Source organism: Streptomyces sp. NPDC102467, assembly GCF_044765445.1.
Lineage (GTDB): Bacteria > Actinomycetota > Actinomycetes > Streptomycetales > Streptomycetaceae > Streptomyces.
The window spans coordinates 126,086-145,388 of the sequence record NZ_JBIWKA010000003.1; the positions used below are offsets into that span (position 1 = coordinate 126,086).

The window sequence follows — 19,303 nt, forward strand, 5'->3', positions numbered from 1 at the left end:
GACGCGGAGGAGGCTGGTGAAAGTGCCGATCGTCCCCGCGTGAGCAGGGTGAGATTAACAGGCGGGGTTGCTGGGGGACATGGGGTTTCGACGCCACGGCCGTGCGCCGGTTCCTGGTCTCGTACGGGATCGTCTTCGGCAGTTTCGACTTCGCCGTGACCCCGGACGGGGAGTGGGTGTTCTTCGAGAACAACCCGGCCGGCACCTGGGGCTGGGTCGAGCACCGCACCGGGCTGCCGATCGCCGCCGCGCACGCCGACTATCTGCAAGGAGTCACCGAATGAACGGGCCCGACACCGATGCGGCCGTCGAGTTGCGCGGCGCGTTCGCCACCGATGTGGTTGCCGACTCCGATTCGCCCTGGCACACGGCGTTCGCGCTTGTGCCCCGGCATGTGTTCGTCCCCCGGTTCGAGGAGCAGCGAGCCGGCGGGTCCTGGCATCCGATCCAGTGGGGCGAGCCCGGATATCTGGAACGGGCGTATTCCGACGCGGCGTTGACAACGCAGCTCGACGAGCACGGGGTGCCGAGCAGTTCGTCGAGTCAGCCGTCGGTCATGCGAGCCGGCCCGTCCTCGCCATGACGGCGAGGGCGTCGAGTAGGTCCATGAGGGAGGGAGCCGGGTCAGACCCGGCCCTGCGAGGCCGCCGCCACGAACGCGGTGAAGGCCATCGGCGTGACGCGGAAGAGGTCGCCGTCCGGGTTCTTGGAGTCGCGGACCGCCACGGTCGCGGGGAGCGTGGCGACCTCGACGCATTCGCCGCCGCTGGTGCCGCTGTAGGACGACATACGCCACTGTGCGTCCGCCTGGTTCGGGTTCGGGTTCCTGCCCATAGCGTTCCTCCGTGACACGAACGATCAATTGGGCCGATTCCTTGGGGGAGAGGGCGCAGGCCCGCAAGCGAGCATAACCGACCGAACGCCCCCTCATCGCCTGCGGGTTGGCCGTCATGTGCCCCTGGTCGTAGCTCTCCGTGTAGAAGAGGTCGGGGTCATCATCAAAGCGGAGGAGGGTGAACGAGCCCATCATTCCCGTGTGTTGGCCCACCGTGAACGGCAGGACCTGGATCTTCCCCCAGGGGTCCCTGGCGAAGCCCGCCAAGTGCCGCAGCTGCCCTCGCATGACCTCACGGCCGCCGACCTCTTGATGCAGTACCGCCTCGGCGAGCACCACCCACAGGGCGGGCGGCGTTCCCCGGTCGAGAACGCGCTGGCGCTCCATGCGGGCTGCCACCTGCTCCTCGACCTGCTCGGGGTGGTCCACGCCGAGCAGCGCCCGCGCGTACTCCTCGGTCTGTAGGAGCCCGTGGACCAACTGGCACTGATACGTGGAGATGCACGTGGCCCGACCCTCCAGCTCCGCGTACGGCTGGAACCACGTGGGCAGCTGGCTGCGCAGCACCAGGCCCAGCAGGCGGGAGAACAGACCGCCCGTGTCGAGCGCGGCATCGGCCCGCTCGCTGAAGTCGCGGGTCGGGACCTTCTTGGTCGTCTCGACCTGGCCGACGAGCGAGCCCGTACAGAAGCGACCTGGGGGCCGGGGGGGGGCATTTCGATTTCGCCGTGACCCCGGACGAGGAGTAGGTGTTCTTCGAGAACAATCCGAGGCTCGCATCACTCTTCGCGGGGCACGACGATATGGGTGGCTGCGGGAGCAGGAGCTGTGGGCGTCGTTGTTGCGGTCGCTGGCTGCGCGGTGACGCAGCGCCGCAAGCACACGACCGAATTCGGACAGGTTGCCCACTCCCAGACGCCATATGGCGCTCCGCCGTCGTCCGGCCCGACCAGTACGAATCCGCCGGACGAGCACCGGCCGTATTAGGCCACACCGGACCCGGCCCGCGTGTTTCCGGCCCGCGTGGCGGGTCTAGGTACGGATACTCGGGGCCGATCTGAGCAGCCTCGCGGACGTCTAATGGCGTACCCGTCTCGTACGGTCGGTGCCGGGCGGGGTCATCAGGCGCAGCGGATGGCAGGTAGGGGAATCTTCCGGGCGGCGCTCGGGAGACGGGGGGGAGGAAGAACCCATGGCATGGGACGAGTGGGAACAGCTCAAGAGCCACGCTGCTGATAAGCACGCCGCACACATGCAGCTCAACAGTGCCTCGGTCGACGGGGGCTACTCCACGCCCACCACGGGAAGCGGCGGTCCCGATCTGCTGATCACCGATACCCCGTGGACCGGTGCCGCCCGCGTGGCCGAGGAACTGCGTACCTCCACCCAGGACGGTCTCACTGCGTTGAAGAAGTCGGCCGACGGCATCGGTGGCGGTACTGAAGGCTTCGATTGCACGGTGGCGCTGAAGGAGATCCAGCCGACGTGGGAAGCGCGCCTGACGGCGGTTCGCGACGAGTGCGACCACCTGCACGGCACGCTCGGTCAGACCGGCAAGAAGTTCGGCGAGGTCGACCACGGTGTCAAGGACGAGGTCGGCGGCGTGCACAACCCCAACAAGCCCGGCTGGGCCAGGTGATCTAGATGCCCACCTGGCAGCAACTGCGCGATCTGAAGATCAGCGAGTACGAGGACGCCGCCGACGGCTGGGGCAATGTCAGCAACCGCTCGGATGCGTCCCGGGTCCGCGTGGACCAGGAGATGTCCATCCCCGTGCGCAGCACACAGAAGGGGGAGACGCCGGACGCGGCGGTCGGCCGACTGAACCGGCTTCGCGACAACTACCAGTACCTGCACAGTGAGTGCGGCCTGATCCGCACCACTCTCAACGCGCTCGCGACAGACCTTGCCGCCCCGTTGCGCAAGCTCACGCAAGCCCTCGAAGACGCCGAGAGCCTGGGATTCACCGTCAACTCGGACGGCTCGGTCACGTACCCCAACCCCGTCCCGCTCGCACCGGGCGACGGTAAGGCCACCCCTGGAGCGCCGTTGCCGCTCCTGCCCGGTAAAGGCGAGGGGCAGGGAAACGAGAACAAGGGCAAGGCCGAGGACATCGCCGAGCGGATCTCCACCGCCGTCAATGACGCCGCCGAGATCGACTCCCGCCATGCCGGAGTGCTGCGCAGACTCAAGGCGCCGGCCGGTCTGGCGGTGACGAAGGAAATGCTTGCCGACGAGGGCAAGGACATGAAGGCTGTTCAGGAGACGGCCGGTGGCTTGGTCGGCAAGGGCGATATCCCGCACGGTAAGAGTCCGGCGGAGAACAAGGGGTGGTGGGACCACCTCAGCCAGGAGCAGCGCGACGAGTACATGACGCTGTACCCGGCCGAAGTGGGCGCTCTGGACGGAATCCCGAGCATTGCTCGGGACACGTCGAACCGGATGGTGCTCGCGCAGACGATGGCGCAGACCCAGATCGAGCTCGACGGGCTGCCGGCGAACCCACCCCAATACATCCAGAAGGGCGACCCGCCCTCCTCGGTTGTGAACCCGGCGTGGCAGAAATGGGTCAAGCTCACCGCCGACAAGAACGGCATGGAAGCGATCCAGGCCCGCCTCGACGCGAGCGGCACGCCGGGCAAGGGCTCGAAGGGCAAGTCGACCTCCGGGTTGCCGCAGGCGTACCTCCTCGGCTTCGACACCAAGGATGATGGACATGCCATCGTCGCCAGCGGCAACCCCGACACCGCCGACAACACGGCCGTCTACGTGCCCGGAACCGGGGCCAGCCTCGCAAACGCGCACGGCGACATCGGCCGCATGTCGGAACTGTGGCGTGCCGCGCAGACGGCTTCCCCTGGGCAGAGCACCGCAACGGTCACGTGGATCGGCTACGACGCGCCGGACCAGATCCCCAACGCAACCGCCCGGCACTACGCCTACGACGGTGCGGCGCCCCTCAGCAGCTTCATGGACGGCCTCCAGACAACCCAGGGTGGCCCCGACAACAGTCACACCACGTTGGTCGGCCACAGCTACGGCACCACCACGATCGGCGCCGCCGCCAAGCTGCCCGGTGACATCGCCGCAGACGACATCGTCGTCGCGGGTAGTCCCGGCATGCTGGTCAGCGATGCTTCCGACCTCAACGTCGGAAGCGACCACGTGTGGTCGGAGGCGGCCCGAAACGACGTAGTTCCCGCTCTGGGGCAAGAGGCTCTGGGAGGCCGCAAGCTCGGAGTCTCTACGTGGAACGGCATCCCCTACAACGCCGGCCCGATCATCTCGATCCCCTCCGACGAATCCTTCGGAGCGCACCGCATGGACGTCGACACCAGCGGCCACAGCGGCTACTGGGATGCTGATTCCGTGTCCTTGAACAATCAGGCGGCCGTGGTGGTCGGCAAGTACGGCAATGTGAAGGAATGACCGTGAATCCGCTCAGGAACCGGCCCGGCTGGCGGAGGGGCGCTCTCGCCAGCGCTGTGGCCATACCGCTTCTGTTGACAGGATGTTCCAAGGACGTGAAAGACGTGAAGGACGATCTCGGAGACAAGCCCACCACTCTCTCCGTCGACAAGGCCCGTGAGAAGGCGAGCTCACTCTCCAGCCAGCTCCTCGACATGCTGGCCATCAAGGAAGGCAAGGTCACCGAACCGGGACCTGGCATCTCCACGTGTGACGAGGACCCCGACCACCTGTACAAAGCGCGGCACCCGTGGTCGATCTACGGGGTGGCGCCCGAGAAACTGGAGGCGGGGTTCCAAAGGCTTAAGAACGGGCTGCCCGAACACGGCTGGAAGGTCGTCGGCTACGGGCGCGACAGCAGCGCCAATAGGAATCTGGAGTTGACCGCGGACTCCAAGACCGAGCGGTTCTCCGTCAACGCCTCGCTTCAGATCACAGGCGAGTCCGGGAAGAAGGAACCACTGCTCGTAGTCACGGTCGTCTCCGGCTGCTTCCGGGCGCCGAAGGGCACGGACCTGAACACCGAGTACTGAGGAACTGGTCACCGAGCGCACGCCCCTGCCTGGTCTCCGGGGGTGAGAGGCGAGCTTTCTGAGGGTGATGATGAGCCCGTCGATGATGTCGCTGCGCCGGATCGTTCCGGCGCTGGAACGCTGGGCAGCACCACGCTGCTTGTGCAGGGCGACGGCCTTCACGTACGGCAGACGCCCGGCCCGGAAGCGGCGGTGGGACACCTTGACGACCGGATCCCCGACAGCGGTCACACCGAGGATCACCCGCACCCTCTGAGACAGGGAGGCGTCTGTGAGCTGCGCGCACACCTTCGCCGACTCATCCGTGATCGAGGGGTAGGGGTGCAGGCCGGGTAGATGTTCGCGGGCATGTACTGGGACGACCATGGCGGCGTAGTCGTGGGACTGGCCGGCATCGACACCGATGATGGGCACCTAGGCCGGGTTGCGCGTCCTGTCGCGCCGACCCGCCCGACCACCTGAGCCGCGCGCAGCCCCCCGCACGTATCGGCACGGGCTGCCCGCCCGGACCCCTGAACCTGTGTGCCGGTTCCCCCGGGCCGGCGTCCGCCAATTTCCATGCAAGCACGCTTGATTGTTTCCAGCTGCGCTGCCATGCTCCAACCACGCCGCACACCGCCGTGCCCCGAGGGGAGCGCACCGTGTCCGAAACGCTGGTCGTGTTCGACGATCTGCGAGCCGAGAGTGCACAACTCGACGAGCTGGTACGGGACTTGCTGCCAGAGAAATGGGCGGCGCAGACGCCCGCCCCCCGCTGGACCGTCGCCCACCAGATCGCCCACCTCGCCTGGACGGACCGCGCCGCGCTGCTCGCCATGGGTGATCCGGACGCGTTCGCCGGGGAGGTCGACAAGGCCATCGCCGCGCCGGAGTCGTTCGTCGATGACGGGGCGGATGCGGGCGCCGCCCAGGAGCCCGCCGTGCTGCTGGCCCAATGGCGGGGCGGCCGCGAGGAGTTGCAGAAGGTGTTGCGGGGCGCCGCCGCGGCGAAGACCAAGTTCCCCTGGTACGGGCCGCCCATGTCCGCCGCCTCCATGGCCACCGGGCGCCTCATGGAGACCTGGGCCCACGGGCAGGATGTCGCCGAGGCGCTCGGCGTCGTGCGCGCGCCCACCGACCGGCTGCGGCACGTCGCGCGCATCGGCGTGCGCGCCCGGGACTTCGCCTTCGCCGTGCACGGGGTTCCGGCCCCGGATGCCCCGTTCCGCGTCGAACTCGTAGCGCCGAGCGGTGAGTTGTGGACCTACGGACCGGAGGGCGCCGCACAGCGTGTCACCGGGCCCGCCCTCGACTTCTGCCTCCTCGTCACCCAGCGCGCCCACCGCGACGACCTCGACGTGCGCGCCGAAGGTGCCGACGCCGACCGCTGGCTGGAGATCGCGCAGGCCTTCGCCGGGCCACCCGGGCAGGGGCGCCCGCCGAAGGGGCCGATGGGGCCCGCCGTATGAGTCGGCCGCCGCTGCGGATAGGCAACGCGTCCGGGTTCTACGGCGACCGGTTCGACGCCATGAAGGAGATGCTGACCGACGGGCCGCTCGACGTGCTCACCGGCGATTATCTCGCCGAGCTGACCATGCTGATCCTCGGCCGTGACCGGCTCAAGGACCCGGGGCGCGGTTATGCCCGCACCTTCCTGCGGCAGCTGGAGGAGTGCCTCGGGCTCGCCGTCGAGCGTGGGACGAAGGTCGTGGCCAACGCCGGGGGACTGAATCCCGGTGGACTTGCCGACGTCATTAGGGAGTTGGCGGCCAGGCTCGGTCTCCCCGTGCGCGTCGCCCACGTCGAGGGCGACGACCTGCTCGGCACCGGACGCTTCCCTGGCGCCCTCACCGCCAACGCCTACCTCGGCGGCGCCGGGATCGCCGCCTGCCTCGAGGCCGGCGCCGACATCGTGGTCACCGGGCGCGTCACCGATGCCGCGCTGGTCAGCGGGCCCGCCGCCTGGCACTTCGGATGGGCCCCGGACGCGTACGACCGGCTCGCCGGGGCCGTCGTCGCCGGGCACGTCCTGGAGTGCGGGACGCAGGCCACCGGCGGGAACTACTCCCAGTTCGCCGCCCACGCGGAGAGGTTGAGTCGGCCGGGGTTCCCCCTCGCCGAGATCCACGAGGACGGGTCCGCCGTCATCGGCAAGCACCCCGGAACCGGCGGCCTCGTCGACCTCGGTACCGTCACCGCGCAGCTGCTGTACGAGACCGGGGGCGCCCGGTATGCGGGACCCGACGTCACCGTCCGGCTCGACTCCGTCCTCCTCGATCCGGACGGCGAGAACCGCGTCCGTATCCACGGCGTACGCGGTGAGGCGCCGCCGCCCACCCTCAAAGTCGGGCTCAACCGGCTCGGCGGGTTCCGCAACGAGGTCGTCTTCGTGCTCACCGGGCTCGATATCGAGGCCAAGGCGGCGCTCGTGCGGCGGCAGATGGACGAAGCCTTCGGCAAGGCCAAGTCGCGCCCCGCCGACGTGCGTTGGGAGCTTGCCCGGACCGACCGGAGCGACGCCGACACCGAGGAGACCGCCAGCGCCCTGCTGCGGCTCGTCGTGCGCGACCAGGACCAGGACGCGGTCGGGCGGGCGCTGAGCGGGGCCGCCGTGGAGCTGGCGCTCGGGTCCTACCCCGGGTTCCATGTCACGGCGCCGCCCGGCAAGGGCTCCCCGTACGGCGTCTTCGAGGCCGCGTACATCGACCGGGGCGACGTCCCGCACGTCGCCGTCCTGCCGGGCGGCGAGCGGTACCCCGTGCCGCCGCACGAAGGCCCCACCCGCGCCTTGATCCCCGTGGACGAGCCCGCCCTCCCCGCGCGGCCACCGACCGGACCCACCCGCCGCGCGCCCCTCGGCCGCGTCGTCGGGGCCCGCAGCGGCGACAAGGGTGGCGACGCCAATATCGGCGTATGGGCCACGAGCGAAGCGGCCTGGCCGTGGCTGGCCCACACCCTCACCGTCGACGCACTGCGTCAACTCCTGCCCGAGACAGCCGAGTTCACCGTGACGCGGCACGTGCTGCCCCGCCTCCGCGCCCTGAACTTCACCGTCGAGGGCATCCTCGGCGAAGGCGTCGCCGCGCAGGCCCGCTTCGACCCGCAGGCCAAGGGGCTCGGCGAATGGCTGCGCTCCCGCCACCTCGACATACCGGAGGCACTGCTGTGACCGTCCTGGCCAGCGCCCTGGACACCCGGTCCGACGACTACGCCGCCCACCGCGCGGCCCTCCTCGACAAGCTCGACGCGCTCGATACCGAGCACGCGAAGGCGCTGGCCGGAGGCGGCGAGAAGTACGTACAAAGGCATCGGAAGCGCGGCAAGATGCTGGCCCGCGAGCGGATCGAGCTGCTCGTCGACCCCGACACGCCCTTCCTGGAACTGTCGCCGCTCGCCGCCTGGGGGAGCGACTACACCGTGGGCGCGTCCCTCGTCACCGGGATCGGTGTCGTCGAAGGGGTGGAGTGCCTGATCACGGCGAACGACCCGACCGTGCGCGGCGGCGCCAGCAACCCGTGGTCCCTGAAGAAGGCCCTGCGCGCGAACGAGATCGCCTTCGCCAACCGGCTGCCCTGCATCTCGCTCGTCGAGTCGGGCGGCGCCGACCTGCCGTCGCAGAAAGAGATCTTCATCCCGGGCGGCGCGATCTTCCGTGACATCACCCGGCTCTCGGCGGCCGGGATACCCACTGTCGCCGTCGTCTTCGGCAACTCCACGGCAGGCGGCGCGTACATCCCCGGCATGTCCGACCACGTCATCATGGTGAAGGAGAAGGCCAAGGTCTTCCTCGGCGGGCCGCCGCTGGTGAAGATGGCGACCGGCGAGGAGAGCGACGACGAGTCGCTCGGCGGCGCCGAGATGCATGCCCGCACCTCCGGGCTCGCCGACTGCTTCGCCGTCGACGAACAGGACGCGATCCGGCAGGCACGCCGCGTCGTCGCCCGGCTCAACCACCGTAAGGCGTACGCCGATCCGCAGCCGGCCGAGCCGCCCAAGTACGACCCCGAAGAGCTGCTCGGGATCGTGCCCGAGGACCTGAAGGTGCCGTTCGACCCGCGCGAGGTCGTCGCCCGGATCGTCGACGGCTCCGACTTCGACGAGTTCAAGCCGCTGTACGGCGCGAGCCTTGTCACCGGGTGGGCGGCCCTGCACGGCTATCCCGTCGGGATCCTCGCCAACGCCCAGGGAGTTCTGTTCAGCGAGGAGTCACAAAAGGCCGCCCAGTTCATTCAGTTGGCCAATCAGCGGGACATCCCGCTGCTCTTCCTGCACAACACCACCGGCTACATGGTCGGCAAGGAGTACGAGCAGGGCGGCATCATCAAGCACGGCTCGATGATGATCAACGCCGTCTCCAACTCGCGCGTCCCCCACCTCTCCGTCCTCATGGGTGCCTCGTACGGCGCCGGGCACTACGGCATGTGCGGGCGCGCCTACGACCCCCGCTTCCTCTTCGCCTGGCCCAGCGCCAAGGCCGCCGTCATGGGACCCCAGCAGCTCGCGGGCGTCCTCTCGATCGTGGCGCGGCAGTCCGCCGCCGCCAAGGGGCAGCCCTACGACGACGACGCGGACGCCGCGCTGCGCGCCATGGTGGAGCAGCAGATCGAGTCCGAGTCGCTGCCGATGTTCCTGTCGGGACGGCTCTACGACGACGGCGTCATCGACCCGCGCGACACCCGCACCGTCCTCGGCATCTGCCTGTCCGCCCTCCACACCGCACCGTACGAGGGCGCCCGCGGCGGCTTCGGCGTCTTCAGGATGTGAGCCTCACGTGATCTCCTCCGTTCTTGTCGCCAACCGTGGCGAGATCGCCTGCCGCGTCTTCCGCACCTGCCGTGACCTGGGCATCCGTACGGTCGCCCTGCACTCGGACCCGGACGCGGGCGCGCTGCACGTACGCGAGGCCGACCTCGCCGTGCGCCTGCCCGGGGCCACCCCCGCCGAGACCTATCTGCGCGCCGACCTCGTGGTGAAGGCCGCCCTGGACGCGGGCGCCGACGCCGTCCACCCCGGCTACGGGTTCCTCTCCGAGAACGCCGCTTTCGCGCGCGCCGTCACCGATGCCGGGCTCGTCTGGATCGGGCCGCCGCCCGAGGCGATCGAGGCGATGGCGTCCAAGACGCGCGCCAAGCAGTTGATGGGCATCGCGCCGCTCGGCGAGGTCACCGAGGGCGATCTGCCGGTCCTCGTGAAGGCCGCCGCCGGTGGCGGTGGCCGCGGCATGCGGGTCGTACGTGAACTCGCCGATCTGGACAGTGAGTTGAAGGCTGCCCGCGCCGAGGCGCTGTCCGCGTTCGGGGACGGCGAGGTGTTCGTCGAGCCGTACCTGGAGGGCGGGCGCCACGTAGAGGTGCAGGTCCTCGCCGACTCGCACGGCACCGTATGGCTGCTCGGGACGCGCGACTGCTCACTGCAACGCCGCCATCAGAAGGTGATCGAGGAGGCGCCCGCGCCCGGACTGACTCCTGAAGTATCCGCTGCTGTACGTGAGTTGGCGGAGCGCGCCGTGCGGGCCACCGGTTATGTGGGTGCCGGGACCGTGGAGTTTCTCGTCGCCGGGGGGACCGCGCACTTCCTGGAGATGAACACCCGCCTCCAGGTCGAACACCCCGCCACCGAGGCCGTGTTCGGCATCGACCTGGTCGCGCTGCAGCTGCGGATCGCGGAGGGCGAGACGCTCGACCCCGAGCCCCCGGCGCCGCGCGGGCACGCCGTCGAGGCCCGCCTGTACGCCGAGGACCCGGCGGCCGGATTCGCCCCGCAGGCCGGGACGCTGCACCGCCTGTCCGTACCGGAGGCGCGCCGCGGAGCGGCTGATGGGTACTGCCGGCTCGACACCGGGTACACCGACGGCGACACCATCGGCGTGCACTACGACGCCATGCTCGCCAAGGTCGTCGCACACGCGCCCACCCGCGCCGCCGCGATCCGCGCCCTCGCCGGGACCCTGGAGCGCGCCGAGGTGCACGGTCCGGTGACCAACCGCGATCTCCTCGTCCGCTCCCTGCGCCACCCCGAGTTCACGGGCGGCCAGATGGACACCGGGTTCTACGAGCGGCATCTCGCCGAGCTGACGGCCCCGGAACCCGACCCGTACGCGCCGCTCGCCGCCGCCCTCGCGGGGGCCGGCGCACACCGGTTCGGCGGCTTCCGCAACGTCCCCTCGCAGGACCAGGTCCAGCGCTACCGCACCGAACCCGACGGCACCGAGCACGAGGTCCGCTACCGGCACACCCGCGACGGACTCGAAGCCGACGACGGCGTGGGCGTCGTGCACGCCTCGCCGCGCCGCGTGGTGCTCGAAGTGGGCGGTGTGCAACGGAAGTTCGCCGTCTCGGCGTACGGCGACCGGGTGTACGTGAACGGCACCGCTCTCACCACCCTGCCCCGCTTCACCGACCCGAGCGAACAGCGCGCCCCCGGCTCTCTGCTCGCGCCGATGCCCGGCACCGTCGTCCGCGTCGCCGAAGGACTCGCCGAGGGCGCCACCGTCAGCGCCGGGCAGCCCCTGATCTGGCTGGAGGCCATGAAGATGGAGCACCGCATCGCCTCTCCCGCCTCCGGAACGCTCACCGCTCTGCACGCCGCCGTCGGCCGCCAGGTCGAGGTCGGTGCCCTGCTCGCCGTAGTCCAGGAGGAAGCGTCGTGAACAGCCCCGTCCTCGAAACCGAAGAGCACCAAGCGCTGCGCGCCGCCGTCGCCGCACTCGGCAAGCGGTTCGGCCGCGACTACATGACCCGCGTCACCGCGGCCGACGGCCACCCCGAGGAACTGTGGGCCGAGGCCGCCAAGCTCGGCTACCTCGGCGTCAATCTCCCCGAGGAGTACGGGGGAGGCGGCGGCGGCATAGCCGAACTCTCCATCGTGCTGGAGGAGTTGGGGGCGGCCGGGTCGCCGCTCCTCATGATGGTCGTCTCGCCCGCGATCTGCGGCACCGTGATCTCCCGCTTCGGTACCGAGGAGCAGAAGCGGGCCTGGCTGCCGGGGCTCGCCGACGGCAGCCGCACCATGGCCTTCGGCATCACCGAGCCCGACGCCGGGTCCAACTCGCACCGGATCACCACCACCGCCCGCAAGGACGACGACGGCTCGTGGGTGCTGACCGGCCGCAAGGTGTTCATCTCGGGCGTCGACATCGCCGACGCCACCCTCATCGTGGGCCGCACGTCGGACGCCCGCACCGGGAACCTCAAGCCCTGCCTCTTCATCGTGGAGCGCGACACCCCGGGCTTCGAGCGGCGCCAGATCGACATGGAACTCCAGGCTCCGGAGAAGCAGTTCGAGCTGACCCTCGACGACGTACGGCTGCCCGCCGACGCTCTGGTGGGTGACGAGGACGCGGGCCTGCTCCAGTTGTTCGCCGGACTCAACCCGGAGCGCGTGATGACCGCCGCGTTCGCCATCGGCATGGGCCGCTACGCGCTGAGCCGGGCCGTCGAGTACGCCCGCGAACGCACCGTCTGGCGGGCCCCCATCGGCGCCCACCAGGCCATCGCCCACCCCCTCGCCCAGGTCCACATCGAACTGGAGCTGGCCCGCCTGATGATGCAGAAGGCGGCCCGCCTGTACGACGCGGGCGACGACATGGGCGCGGGCGAGGCCGCCAACATGGCCAAGTACGCCGCCGCCGAGGCCTGCGTGCGCGCCGTCGACCAGGCCGTGCACACGCTCGGCGGCAACGGCCTCACCCGCGAGTTCGGCCTCGCCTCCCTCATCACCGGCTCGCGGGTGGCGCGTATCGCCCCGGTGAGCCGGGAAATGATCCTCAATTACGTGTCCCACCAGACCCTGGGACTGCCCAAGTCGTACTGAGGTCCCCTGAGCCCATCGCCCCCTCACTGACGAGGAGTTCAGCATGGTGTACCGGAGTGAGTACGAAGACGTAGCCGTCGTCGACGAGCCCATTCACGACGCCGTGCTCGGGGGTGCCGCCGCCCGCGGTGACACCCCTGCCCTCGTCGACGGGGTGGCCGGCACGACCATCACGTACGCCCAACTCGACCAGTTCCACCGCAGAGTGGCCGCCGGTCTCGCCGACGCCGGCGTGCGCAAAGGTGACGTGGTCGCCCTGCACAGCCCCAACACGGTCGCCTACCCGGTGGCGTTCTACGGCGCCACGCGCGCGGGTGCCTCCGTGACGACGGTGCATCCGCTGGCCACGCCGGAGGAGTTCGCGAAGCAGCTGCGGGACTCCGCGGCGAGCTGGATCATCACCGTCACCCCGCTGCTCACCCAGGCCCGCGCCGCATCCGAACTCGCGGGCGGCGTACGGGAGATATTCGTCTGTGACCCGGCAGGGGAGAGCAGCCACCGATCGCTGCTCGACATGCTGGCCGGGAGCGCCGCCGAGCCGTCCGTCGCGCTCGACCCGGCCGAGGACGTGGCCGCGCTGCCGTACTCGTCGGGCACCACCGGCGTCCCCAAGGGCGTCATGCTCACCCACCGCAACATCGCCACGAACCTCTCGCAGCTGGCCCCCCTCGTCCCGATGGGCCCCGGCGACCGCATCCTCGCGGTCCTGCCCTTCTTCCACATCTACGGCCTGACCGCGCTCATGAACGCCCCGCTCCGGCAGGGCGCGACGGTCGTCGTCCTGCCCCGCTTCGACCTCGAAACGTTCCTCGCCGCGATCGAGAAGCACCGCATCAACGCGCTGTACGTGGCCCCGCCGATCGTCCTCGCCCTCGCCAAACACCCGGCCGTGGAGGGGTACGACCTGTCGTCGCTCGAGTACGTCATCAGCGCGGCGGCGCCCCTGGACGCCGAACTCGCACAGGCCTGCTCGCGCCGCCTCGGCCTGCCGCCCGTCGGCCAGGCGTACGGCATGACGGAACTCTCGCCGGGCACCCACGTCGTCCCCCTCAACGGCGAGAGCCCGCCGCCGGGCACCGTCGGCAAACTCATCGCGTCCACCGAGATGCGGCTGCTGTCCCTGGACGACCCGGCGAAGGACGTCGCCCCCGGCGAACCCGGCGAAGTCCTCATCCGCGGCCCGCAGGTCATGAAGGGCTACCTCGGCCGCCCCCAGGCCACCGTCGACATGATCGACCGCGACGGCTGGCTGCACACCGGGGACGTCGGCCAAGTGGACGCCGACGGCTGGCTGTTCGTCGTGGACAGGGTCAAGGAACTCATCAAGTACAAGGGGTTCCAGGTCGCCCCCGCCGACCTGGAAGCACTGCTGCTCACCCATGACGGCATCGCGGACGCGGCCGTCATCGGGGTGCTCGACGGCGACGGCAACGAAATCCCGAAGGCGTTCGTCGTGCGCTCCGCCGCAGACCCCACCGACACGGGGCTCACCGCGGAGGACGTCATGGCGTACGTCGCCGAACGCGTCGCCCCGTACAAGAAGATCCGCCGGGTGGCGTTCATCGGGGAGGTGCCGCGCGCGGCATCGGGGAAGATCCTGCGCCGCCAACTGAGGGAGAGCTGACAGCTGATGGCCGCTGTGAACCTGGTCCACGACGCGCGTCAGCGCGGCGTCACCACCCTCACCCTCGACTCGCCCGCCAACCGCAACGCCCTGTCGACGGCCCTCGTCGGCGAGCTCGCCGAACGGCTCGCCCGCGCCGACAAGGACGACGACGTACGCGCCGTGGTCCTCACCCACACCGGCAACACGTTCTGCGCGGGCGCCGACCTGCGCGACCCGCCGCACCCGGACACCCTGGTGGGTCTGCTGCGGACCATCGTGGAGCTGCGTAAACCGGTGGTCGCCCGGGTCGACGGGCACGTACGCGCGGGCGGTCTCGGCCTGCTGGGCGCCTGCGACGTCGCGGCGGCCTCCTCGGCGTCGACGTTCGCCTTCACCGAGGTACGTATCGGCGTCGCCCCCGCCGTGATCTCCCTGCCGCTGCTGCCCCGCCTGGACCCGCGCGCCGTGGCCCGCTACTACCTGACCGGGGAGAAGTTCGACGCGGCGGAGGCGGCGCGCATCGGGCTCGTGACGGTGGCAGGACCGGACGTGGACCAGGTCCTGGAACCGGTCGTCGACGGGCTGCGCAGGGCGTCCCCGCAGGGCCTGGCCGAGACGAAGAAACTGCTCACGGTTAAGGTCCTGGAAGCCTTCGACCGGGACGCGGAGTCGCTGACGGCGCTGTCGGCGCGGCTGTTCGGCTCCTCCCCGGCCCGCGAAGGGATGACCGCATTTCTCGAACGACGGGACCCCGCATGGGTGTTGTGAGCCCCCGAGCCGTGACCTCGCCGAAGCAGGACCGCTCGCGCGCCACCCGGCAGAAGCTCCTGGAGTCGGCCGTGGCGTGCCTCGCCGAGCACGGCTGGTCCGGCTCCACGGTCTCCGTCGTCGCCGAACACGCCGGAGTGTCGCGCGGCGCGGCCCAGCACCACTTCCCGACCCGCGAGGACCTGTTCACGGCGGCCGTCGAATACGTCGCCGAGGAACGCTCCGTGGCTCTGCGCGCCCTGCGCCCGCAAGGCCGGGCCGAGGCGGTGGCGGCCCTCGTCGACCTCTACACGGGCCCGCTGTTCCGGGCGGCGCTGCACCTGTGGGTCGCCGCGTCGAACGAGCCCGCGCTGGGCGACCGCGTCGCCGAGCTGGAGGCCCGGGTCGGCCGCGAGACCCACCGGATCGCCGTGCGGCTGCTTGGCGCGGATGAGGCGGTGGCCGGGGTGCGGGAGGTTGTGCAGGGTCTGCTGGACATGGGGCGGGGGCTTGGCCTGGCCCATCTGCTGACGGACGACAGCGCGCGACGCGAACGGGTCGTCGCCGAGTGGACCGGGATCGTGGACCGGGCGCTCTCGCCGTAGGCACGGGTGTCGTACGCCGGGCGCGCCCGGGTGGGGGTTGAGCGCGCAGTTCCCCGCGCCCCTGGTTGTTCTGCGCCTGCGGCCCGGTGGGGACTTCTCGCGCAGTTCCCCGCGCCCCTGGAGCATGCGGCTCCGCCGCAGCCCCATGGGGCGCGCTTCGTGGGCCCTCTGAGATGGCGCACGCAGTGCGCATCTCAGGGGCGCGGGGAACTGCGCGAGAAGCCCCACCGGGCCGCGGGCGCGAACGAAACGGACCGGCCCGAGCTACTTGGCGGCGATGCCGGCGTAACCGCCAATGTCCTGCGGGCGCCGGGTCCCGGGCCCGATGTACCGGGCCGAGGGACGAACCAAACGCCCCGTCCGCTTCTGCTCAAGGACATGCGCACTCCAGCCCGCGGTCCGCGCACACGTGAACATCGACGTGAACATGTGCGCCGGCACTTCGGCGAAGTCGAGCACGATCGCCGCCCAGAACTCCACGTTGGTGGCGAGCACCCGGTCGGGCCGGCGCGCGTGCAGCTCGGCGAGCGCGGCCTTCTCCAGCGCCTCGGCGACCTCGAACCGCGGCGCACCCAGTTCCCGGGCGGTCCTGCGGAGCACCCGCGCGCGCGGGTCCTCGGCCCGGTACACGCGGTGCCCGAAGCCCATGAGCCGTTCGCCCTTGTCGAGCGCCTTGCGGACGAAGCCCTCGGCGTCGCCGGTCCGCTCGATCTCCTCGATCATGCCGAGGACACGGGAGGGGGCGCCGCCGTGCAGCGGCCCGGACATGGCGCCGACGGCACCGGAGAGCGCGGCGGCGACGTCCGCGCCGGTCGAGGCGATGACCCGGGCGGTGAAGGTGGAGGCGTTCATGCCGTGCTCGGCCGCGCTCGTCCAGTACGCGTCGACGGCCGCGACGTGCTTCGGGTCCGGCTCTCCGCGCCAGCGGATCATGAACCGCTCGACGACGGACTGCGCCTTGTCGATCTCGCTCTGCGGCACCATCGCGACGCCCTGCCCGCGCGCGGACTGCGCGACGTAGGACAGGGCCATGACGGCGGCCCTGGCGAGGTCGTTGCGCGCCTGCTCCTCGTCGATGTCGAGGAGGGGTTTGAGGCCCCACACGGGGGCCAGCATGGCGAGCGCCGACTGCACGTCGACGCGGATGTCACCGGAGTGGACGGGGATCGGGAACGGCTCGGCCGGCGGCAGCCCGGGGTCGAAGGCGCCGTCGACGAGCAGGCCCCAGACGTTCCCGAACGACACATGGCCGACCAGATCCTCGATGTCGACGCCCCGGTACCGCAGGGCGCCGCCCTCCTTGTCGGGTTCGGCGATCTCGGTCTCGAACGCGACGACTCCCTCGAGGCCGGGTACAAAACCGGGGTCGAAACCGGGGTCGGACATCAGGCGGCTCCTCTGAATGCGCGGACGTGAAAATGCGGGGACGTGAAACTGGATCGTGCTCGCTGCTCTGCTGGCTGCTTTGCGACTCTGGAGCAGTGGATGCGCGGTCTCGCACGACTCGCGCTCCGGGTCGGTCACCCCGGTGATGCCCCGTGGGACGCGGGGTCACCCAACCGATCCGGGATCTGTTCCGACATCGTTTCGGCCTCTGGACGATAACCCTCAGTGCCACGGATGGCGAGAGGTTGCGGCACTGAGTGCCATGTTTCACCCCGGGGGCCCCGGGTGCGGCAGGATGACGCCGTGAGCGCCCACGACGACCGCGTAGAGCCCGTAGACCCCACAGACCGCGTCGAGTTCGACGGTCGGGTCCCCGATCCCGCCGCGATGCGGGAGCAGTACCGCACCCACGACGGCGGTCTCCTGGAGGCCGACCTCGCCGCGCACCCCATGGAGCAGTTCACCCGCTGGTTCAAGCAGGCGGCGGCGCCCGGTTCCGCGTGCGCCGAACCGAACGCGATGGTGGTCTCCACCGCGGACGCCAAGGGCCGTCCCAGTTCCCGCACCGTACTGCTGAAGTCGTACGACGACGAGGGCTTCGTCTTCTACACCAACTACGGCTCCCGCAAGGCTCTCGACCTGGCCGCCAACCCGCATGTCGCGCTGCTCTTCCCCTGGCACCCGATGAGCCGGCAGGTCCTCGTCACGGGGACGGCGGCGCGTACATCCAGGGAGGAGACGGCGGCGTACTTCCGCTCGCGGCCGCACGGCTCGCAGCTGGGAGCGTGGGCCAGCGCGCAGTCGTCCGTGCTGTCGGGCCGGGACGAACTGGACGTGTCGTACGCGGAGTTGGTCCGCCGCTACCCGGCGGGCTCGGCGGTTCCGGTGCCGCCGCACTGGGGCGGTTTCCGGGTCACTCCTCAAGCCGTGGAGTTCTGGCAGGGCCGCGAGAACCGGCTCCATGACCGGTTGCGCTACGCCGCGGCCGGAGCGGACACCTGGCGCGTCGAGCGGCTCGCGCCCTAGCCGCGCGGTCGCCGCCGCCCCTCACAGCTCGGCCAGCACCCCGTCCAGGAACGGCTCGATCGCCGCGCGCCACGCCTCGGGCTGGTCGTAGTGGACCAGGTGACCGGCGTCGGCCACCTCCGCGTACTCGCCCCGGGGCAGCACCCGGACCATCTCCTGCGCCTCCGCCCGCCCCAGCTCCCCGTCGAGGCCCCGCACCACGAGCGTCGGGCACTGGACGGCGGCCAGCTCCTCCCAGTGCGCGTCGTACACCCACGTCGACCGGGCCTGAAGCATCTGGCGCCGCGAGAACACCGGTCGCCAGCCGTCCGTGGACTCGGTCATCACCTCGGCGTAGAACTCGCCGCGCGCCGGATTGGGCCGCTCCACCCAGGGATCGTCCTCCCCGAACCACTTCCGTACGTCCGCGAGCGTCGCGAACGGCAGCGGCCAGGACGTGAACCACTCCTCCCACTCCCGCTGGGAGGCGGCGCCGAGCGCCGAGGCCCGCATGTCGCAGATGACGACGCCCCGCACCAGGTCGGGGCGGCGGGCGGCGAGCTGCCAGGCCGTCAGCGCGCCCATCGAGTGGCCGATCAGCACCGCGGGCTCAAGGCCCAGCTGGACCAGGGCGGCCTCCGCGTCCAGCACGTACGCCTCCCGGTCGAACGGCCCCTGCGGGGGCTTGTCGCTCTGCCCGTGCCCGCGCTGGTCCAGGGCGACCGCCCGGTGCCGCTCGGCCAGCCAGCGCGCGGTTCCGGCCCAGTGGGACGCCCGGCCCATCAAGCCGTGCAGGAGCAGGACCCCGGGTGTGCGCCCGCCGTCGCCCGGCTTGGGCGGGTCGGCGAACTCCCAGGCGGCGAGGCGGACCCCGCCCGCGCCGGTCACGTCGATGCGCCGTGCCATAGGCCTCGGCACCCCCTTGTGGTCGCGCCTGCAGTCGCGTACCCGCGCACGCTATCGAACCTTTTTTCGAAAGCGCGGCGCTCTGGGGTAACACCCCTCGTTTGAGTGACATGCCTCAAGGAATGACCTGCGTCGCCGAGGGGATCTCTTCCTCGGGAGGCGGACCGCTCGGGGAAATCGGTCCGCAGGGGATGACCCTGGGAGCTCGGGGCTCCGGGTCAGCACAGGGGAGGACAGGCCCCGGCGCCGCAAGGCGCCGGGGCCCTCTGCTTCGCGCAGCCCCCGCACACCCCGGCACCGTCGCGCTCCGAACGGCAGGTGGTCCATACCTGGCCCCCTCCGGTCATATGCCTCACGCGACAGCCTTGCACGCGCAGCGTCCCGCCGCTGCGATTCCGCACAGTGAATCTTGCTTTCCGCG

General features: G+C 70.7%; 17 protein-coding genes and 1 pseudogene. 14 read left to right on the forward strand and 4 right to left on the reverse strand.

Annotation, left to right across the window (positions count from 1 at the left end; translation table 11 throughout):
• Window positions 1-101: 101 nt before the first annotated feature.
• Window positions 102-284 carry a hypothetical protein gene (locus tag ACIREE_RS06440; RefSeq protein WP_404147140.1) on the forward strand — a complete coding sequence of 61 codons (183 nt, stop codon included), beginning with the start codon at window positions 102-104 and terminating at the stop codon, window positions 282-284.
• A complete protein-coding gene (locus ACIREE_RS06445) occupies window positions 281-583 on the forward strand; it encodes a hypothetical protein (RefSeq protein ID WP_404147142.1) in 303 nt (100 codons plus the stop codon). Before ACIREE_RS06440 ends, ACIREE_RS06445 begins: the two co-directional genes overlap by 4 nt.
• Before the next feature lie 41 nt (window positions 584-624).
• Here the strand turns inward: ACIREE_RS06445 and ACIREE_RS06450 are convergent, their stop codons facing one another.
• The gene (locus ACIREE_RS06450; protein WP_404147145.1) at window positions 625-834 is read right to left on the reverse strand and encodes a DUF397 domain-containing protein; all 210 of its coding nucleotides are present in this window, start codon (window positions 832-834) and stop codon (window positions 625-627) included.
• Window positions 818-1,615: pseudogene (locus ACIREE_RS06455) on the reverse strand (DUF5753 domain-containing protein); the annotation flags it as partial. The gene ACIREE_RS06450 and the pseudogene ACIREE_RS06455, both read right to left, overlap by 17 nt.
• 412 nt (window positions 1,616-2,027) lie before the next feature.
• Between ACIREE_RS06455 and ACIREE_RS06460 the strand changes: the two are divergent.
• The 11 genes from ACIREE_RS06460 (at window position 2,028) to ACIREE_RS06510 (ending at window position 15,585) form a co-directional block, all read left to right on the forward strand.
• Entirely contained in the window at window positions 2,028-2,474 is a 447-nt protein-coding gene (locus ACIREE_RS06460; protein ID WP_404147148.1) for a hypothetical protein, read from the forward strand.
• A 5-nt stretch (window positions 2,475-2,479) separates the two neighbouring features.
• Window positions 2,480-4,264 carry an alpha/beta hydrolase gene (locus ACIREE_RS06465; RefSeq protein ID WP_404147151.1) on the forward strand — a complete coding sequence of 595 codons (1,785 nt, stop codon included), beginning with the start codon at window positions 2,480-2,482 and terminating at the stop codon, window positions 4,262-4,264.
• Window positions 4,265-4,368: 104 nt separating this feature from the next.
• Window positions 4,369-4,836, forward strand: a complete 468-nt coding sequence (locus tag ACIREE_RS06470; RefSeq protein WP_404147154.1) for a hypothetical protein — start codon at window positions 4,369-4,371, stop codon at window positions 4,834-4,836.
• A 641-nt stretch (window positions 4,837-5,477) separates the two neighbouring features.
• Window positions 5,478-6,284 carry a TIGR03084 family metal-binding protein gene (locus ACIREE_RS06475; RefSeq protein WP_404147157.1) on the forward strand — a complete coding sequence of 269 codons (807 nt, stop codon included), beginning with the start codon at window positions 5,478-5,480 and terminating at the stop codon, window positions 6,282-6,284.
• Window positions 6,281-7,984 (forward strand): acyclic terpene utilization AtuA family protein, encoded by a 1,704-nt coding sequence (locus tag ACIREE_RS06480; protein WP_404147160.1) that lies wholly within the window; start codon window positions 6,281-6,283, stop codon window positions 7,982-7,984. Before ACIREE_RS06475 ends, ACIREE_RS06480 begins: the two co-directional genes overlap by 4 nt.
• On the forward strand, window positions 7,981-9,579 hold the full coding sequence (locus tag ACIREE_RS06485) for an acyl-CoA carboxylase subunit beta (protein WP_404147163.1): 1,599 nt from the start codon (window positions 7,981-7,983) through the stop codon (window positions 9,577-9,579). The genes ACIREE_RS06480 and ACIREE_RS06485 overlap by 4 nt, the downstream gene beginning before the upstream one ends.
• Window positions 9,580-9,586: 7 nt before the next feature.
• Window positions 9,587-11,464 carry an acetyl/propionyl/methylcrotonyl-CoA carboxylase subunit alpha gene (locus tag ACIREE_RS06490; protein ID WP_404147166.1) on the forward strand — a complete coding sequence of 626 codons (1,878 nt, stop codon included), beginning with the start codon at window positions 9,587-9,589 and terminating at the stop codon, window positions 11,462-11,464.
• Complete coding sequence (locus ACIREE_RS06495) at window positions 11,461-12,627, forward strand: acyl-CoA dehydrogenase family protein (RefSeq protein ID WP_404147169.1); 1,167 nt, start codon at window positions 11,461-11,463, stop codon at window positions 12,625-12,627. Before ACIREE_RS06490 ends, ACIREE_RS06495 begins: the two co-directional genes overlap by 4 nt.
• A gap of 43 nt (window positions 12,628-12,670) precedes the next feature.
• On the forward strand, window positions 12,671-14,251 hold the full coding sequence (locus ACIREE_RS06500) for a 4-coumarate--CoA ligase family protein (RefSeq protein ID WP_404147172.1): 1,581 nt from the start codon (window positions 12,671-12,673) through the stop codon (window positions 14,249-14,251).
• 6 nt (window positions 14,252-14,257) lie between these two features.
• Window positions 14,258-15,001: an enoyl-CoA hydratase family protein gene (locus tag ACIREE_RS06505; protein ID WP_404147175.1), complete on the forward strand. Its 744-nt coding sequence runs from the start codon at window positions 14,258-14,260 to the stop codon at window positions 14,999-15,001.
• Entirely contained in the window at window positions 14,989-15,585 is a 597-nt protein-coding gene (locus tag ACIREE_RS06510) for a TetR/AcrR family transcriptional regulator (protein WP_404147178.1), read from the forward strand. Before ACIREE_RS06505 ends, ACIREE_RS06510 begins: the two co-directional genes overlap by 13 nt.
• 264 nt (window positions 15,586-15,849) lie before the next feature.
• Here ACIREE_RS06510 and ACIREE_RS06515 read toward each other — a convergent pair whose 3' ends face one another.
• Complete coding sequence (locus ACIREE_RS06515) at window positions 15,850-16,971, reverse strand: citrate synthase 2 (protein WP_404147181.1); 1,122 nt, start codon at window positions 16,969-16,971, stop codon at window positions 15,850-15,852.
• A 285-nt stretch (window positions 16,972-17,256) separates the two neighbouring features.
• Here ACIREE_RS06515 and pdxH point away from each other — a divergent pair, with 285 nt between their 5' ends.
• Window positions 17,257-17,997, forward strand: coding sequence for a pyridoxamine 5'-phosphate oxidase (gene pdxH / locus ACIREE_RS06520; RefSeq protein ID WP_404147184.1), 741 nt, complete (start codon window positions 17,257-17,259; stop codon window positions 17,995-17,997).
• Window positions 17,998-18,018: 21 nt separating this feature from the next.
• Here the strand turns inward: pdxH and ACIREE_RS06525 are convergent, their stop codons facing one another.
• Complete coding sequence (locus ACIREE_RS06525; RefSeq protein WP_404147187.1) at window positions 18,019-18,882, reverse strand: alpha/beta fold hydrolase; 864 nt, start codon at window positions 18,880-18,882, stop codon at window positions 18,019-18,021.
• Window positions 18,883-19,303 lie beyond the last annotated feature (421 nt).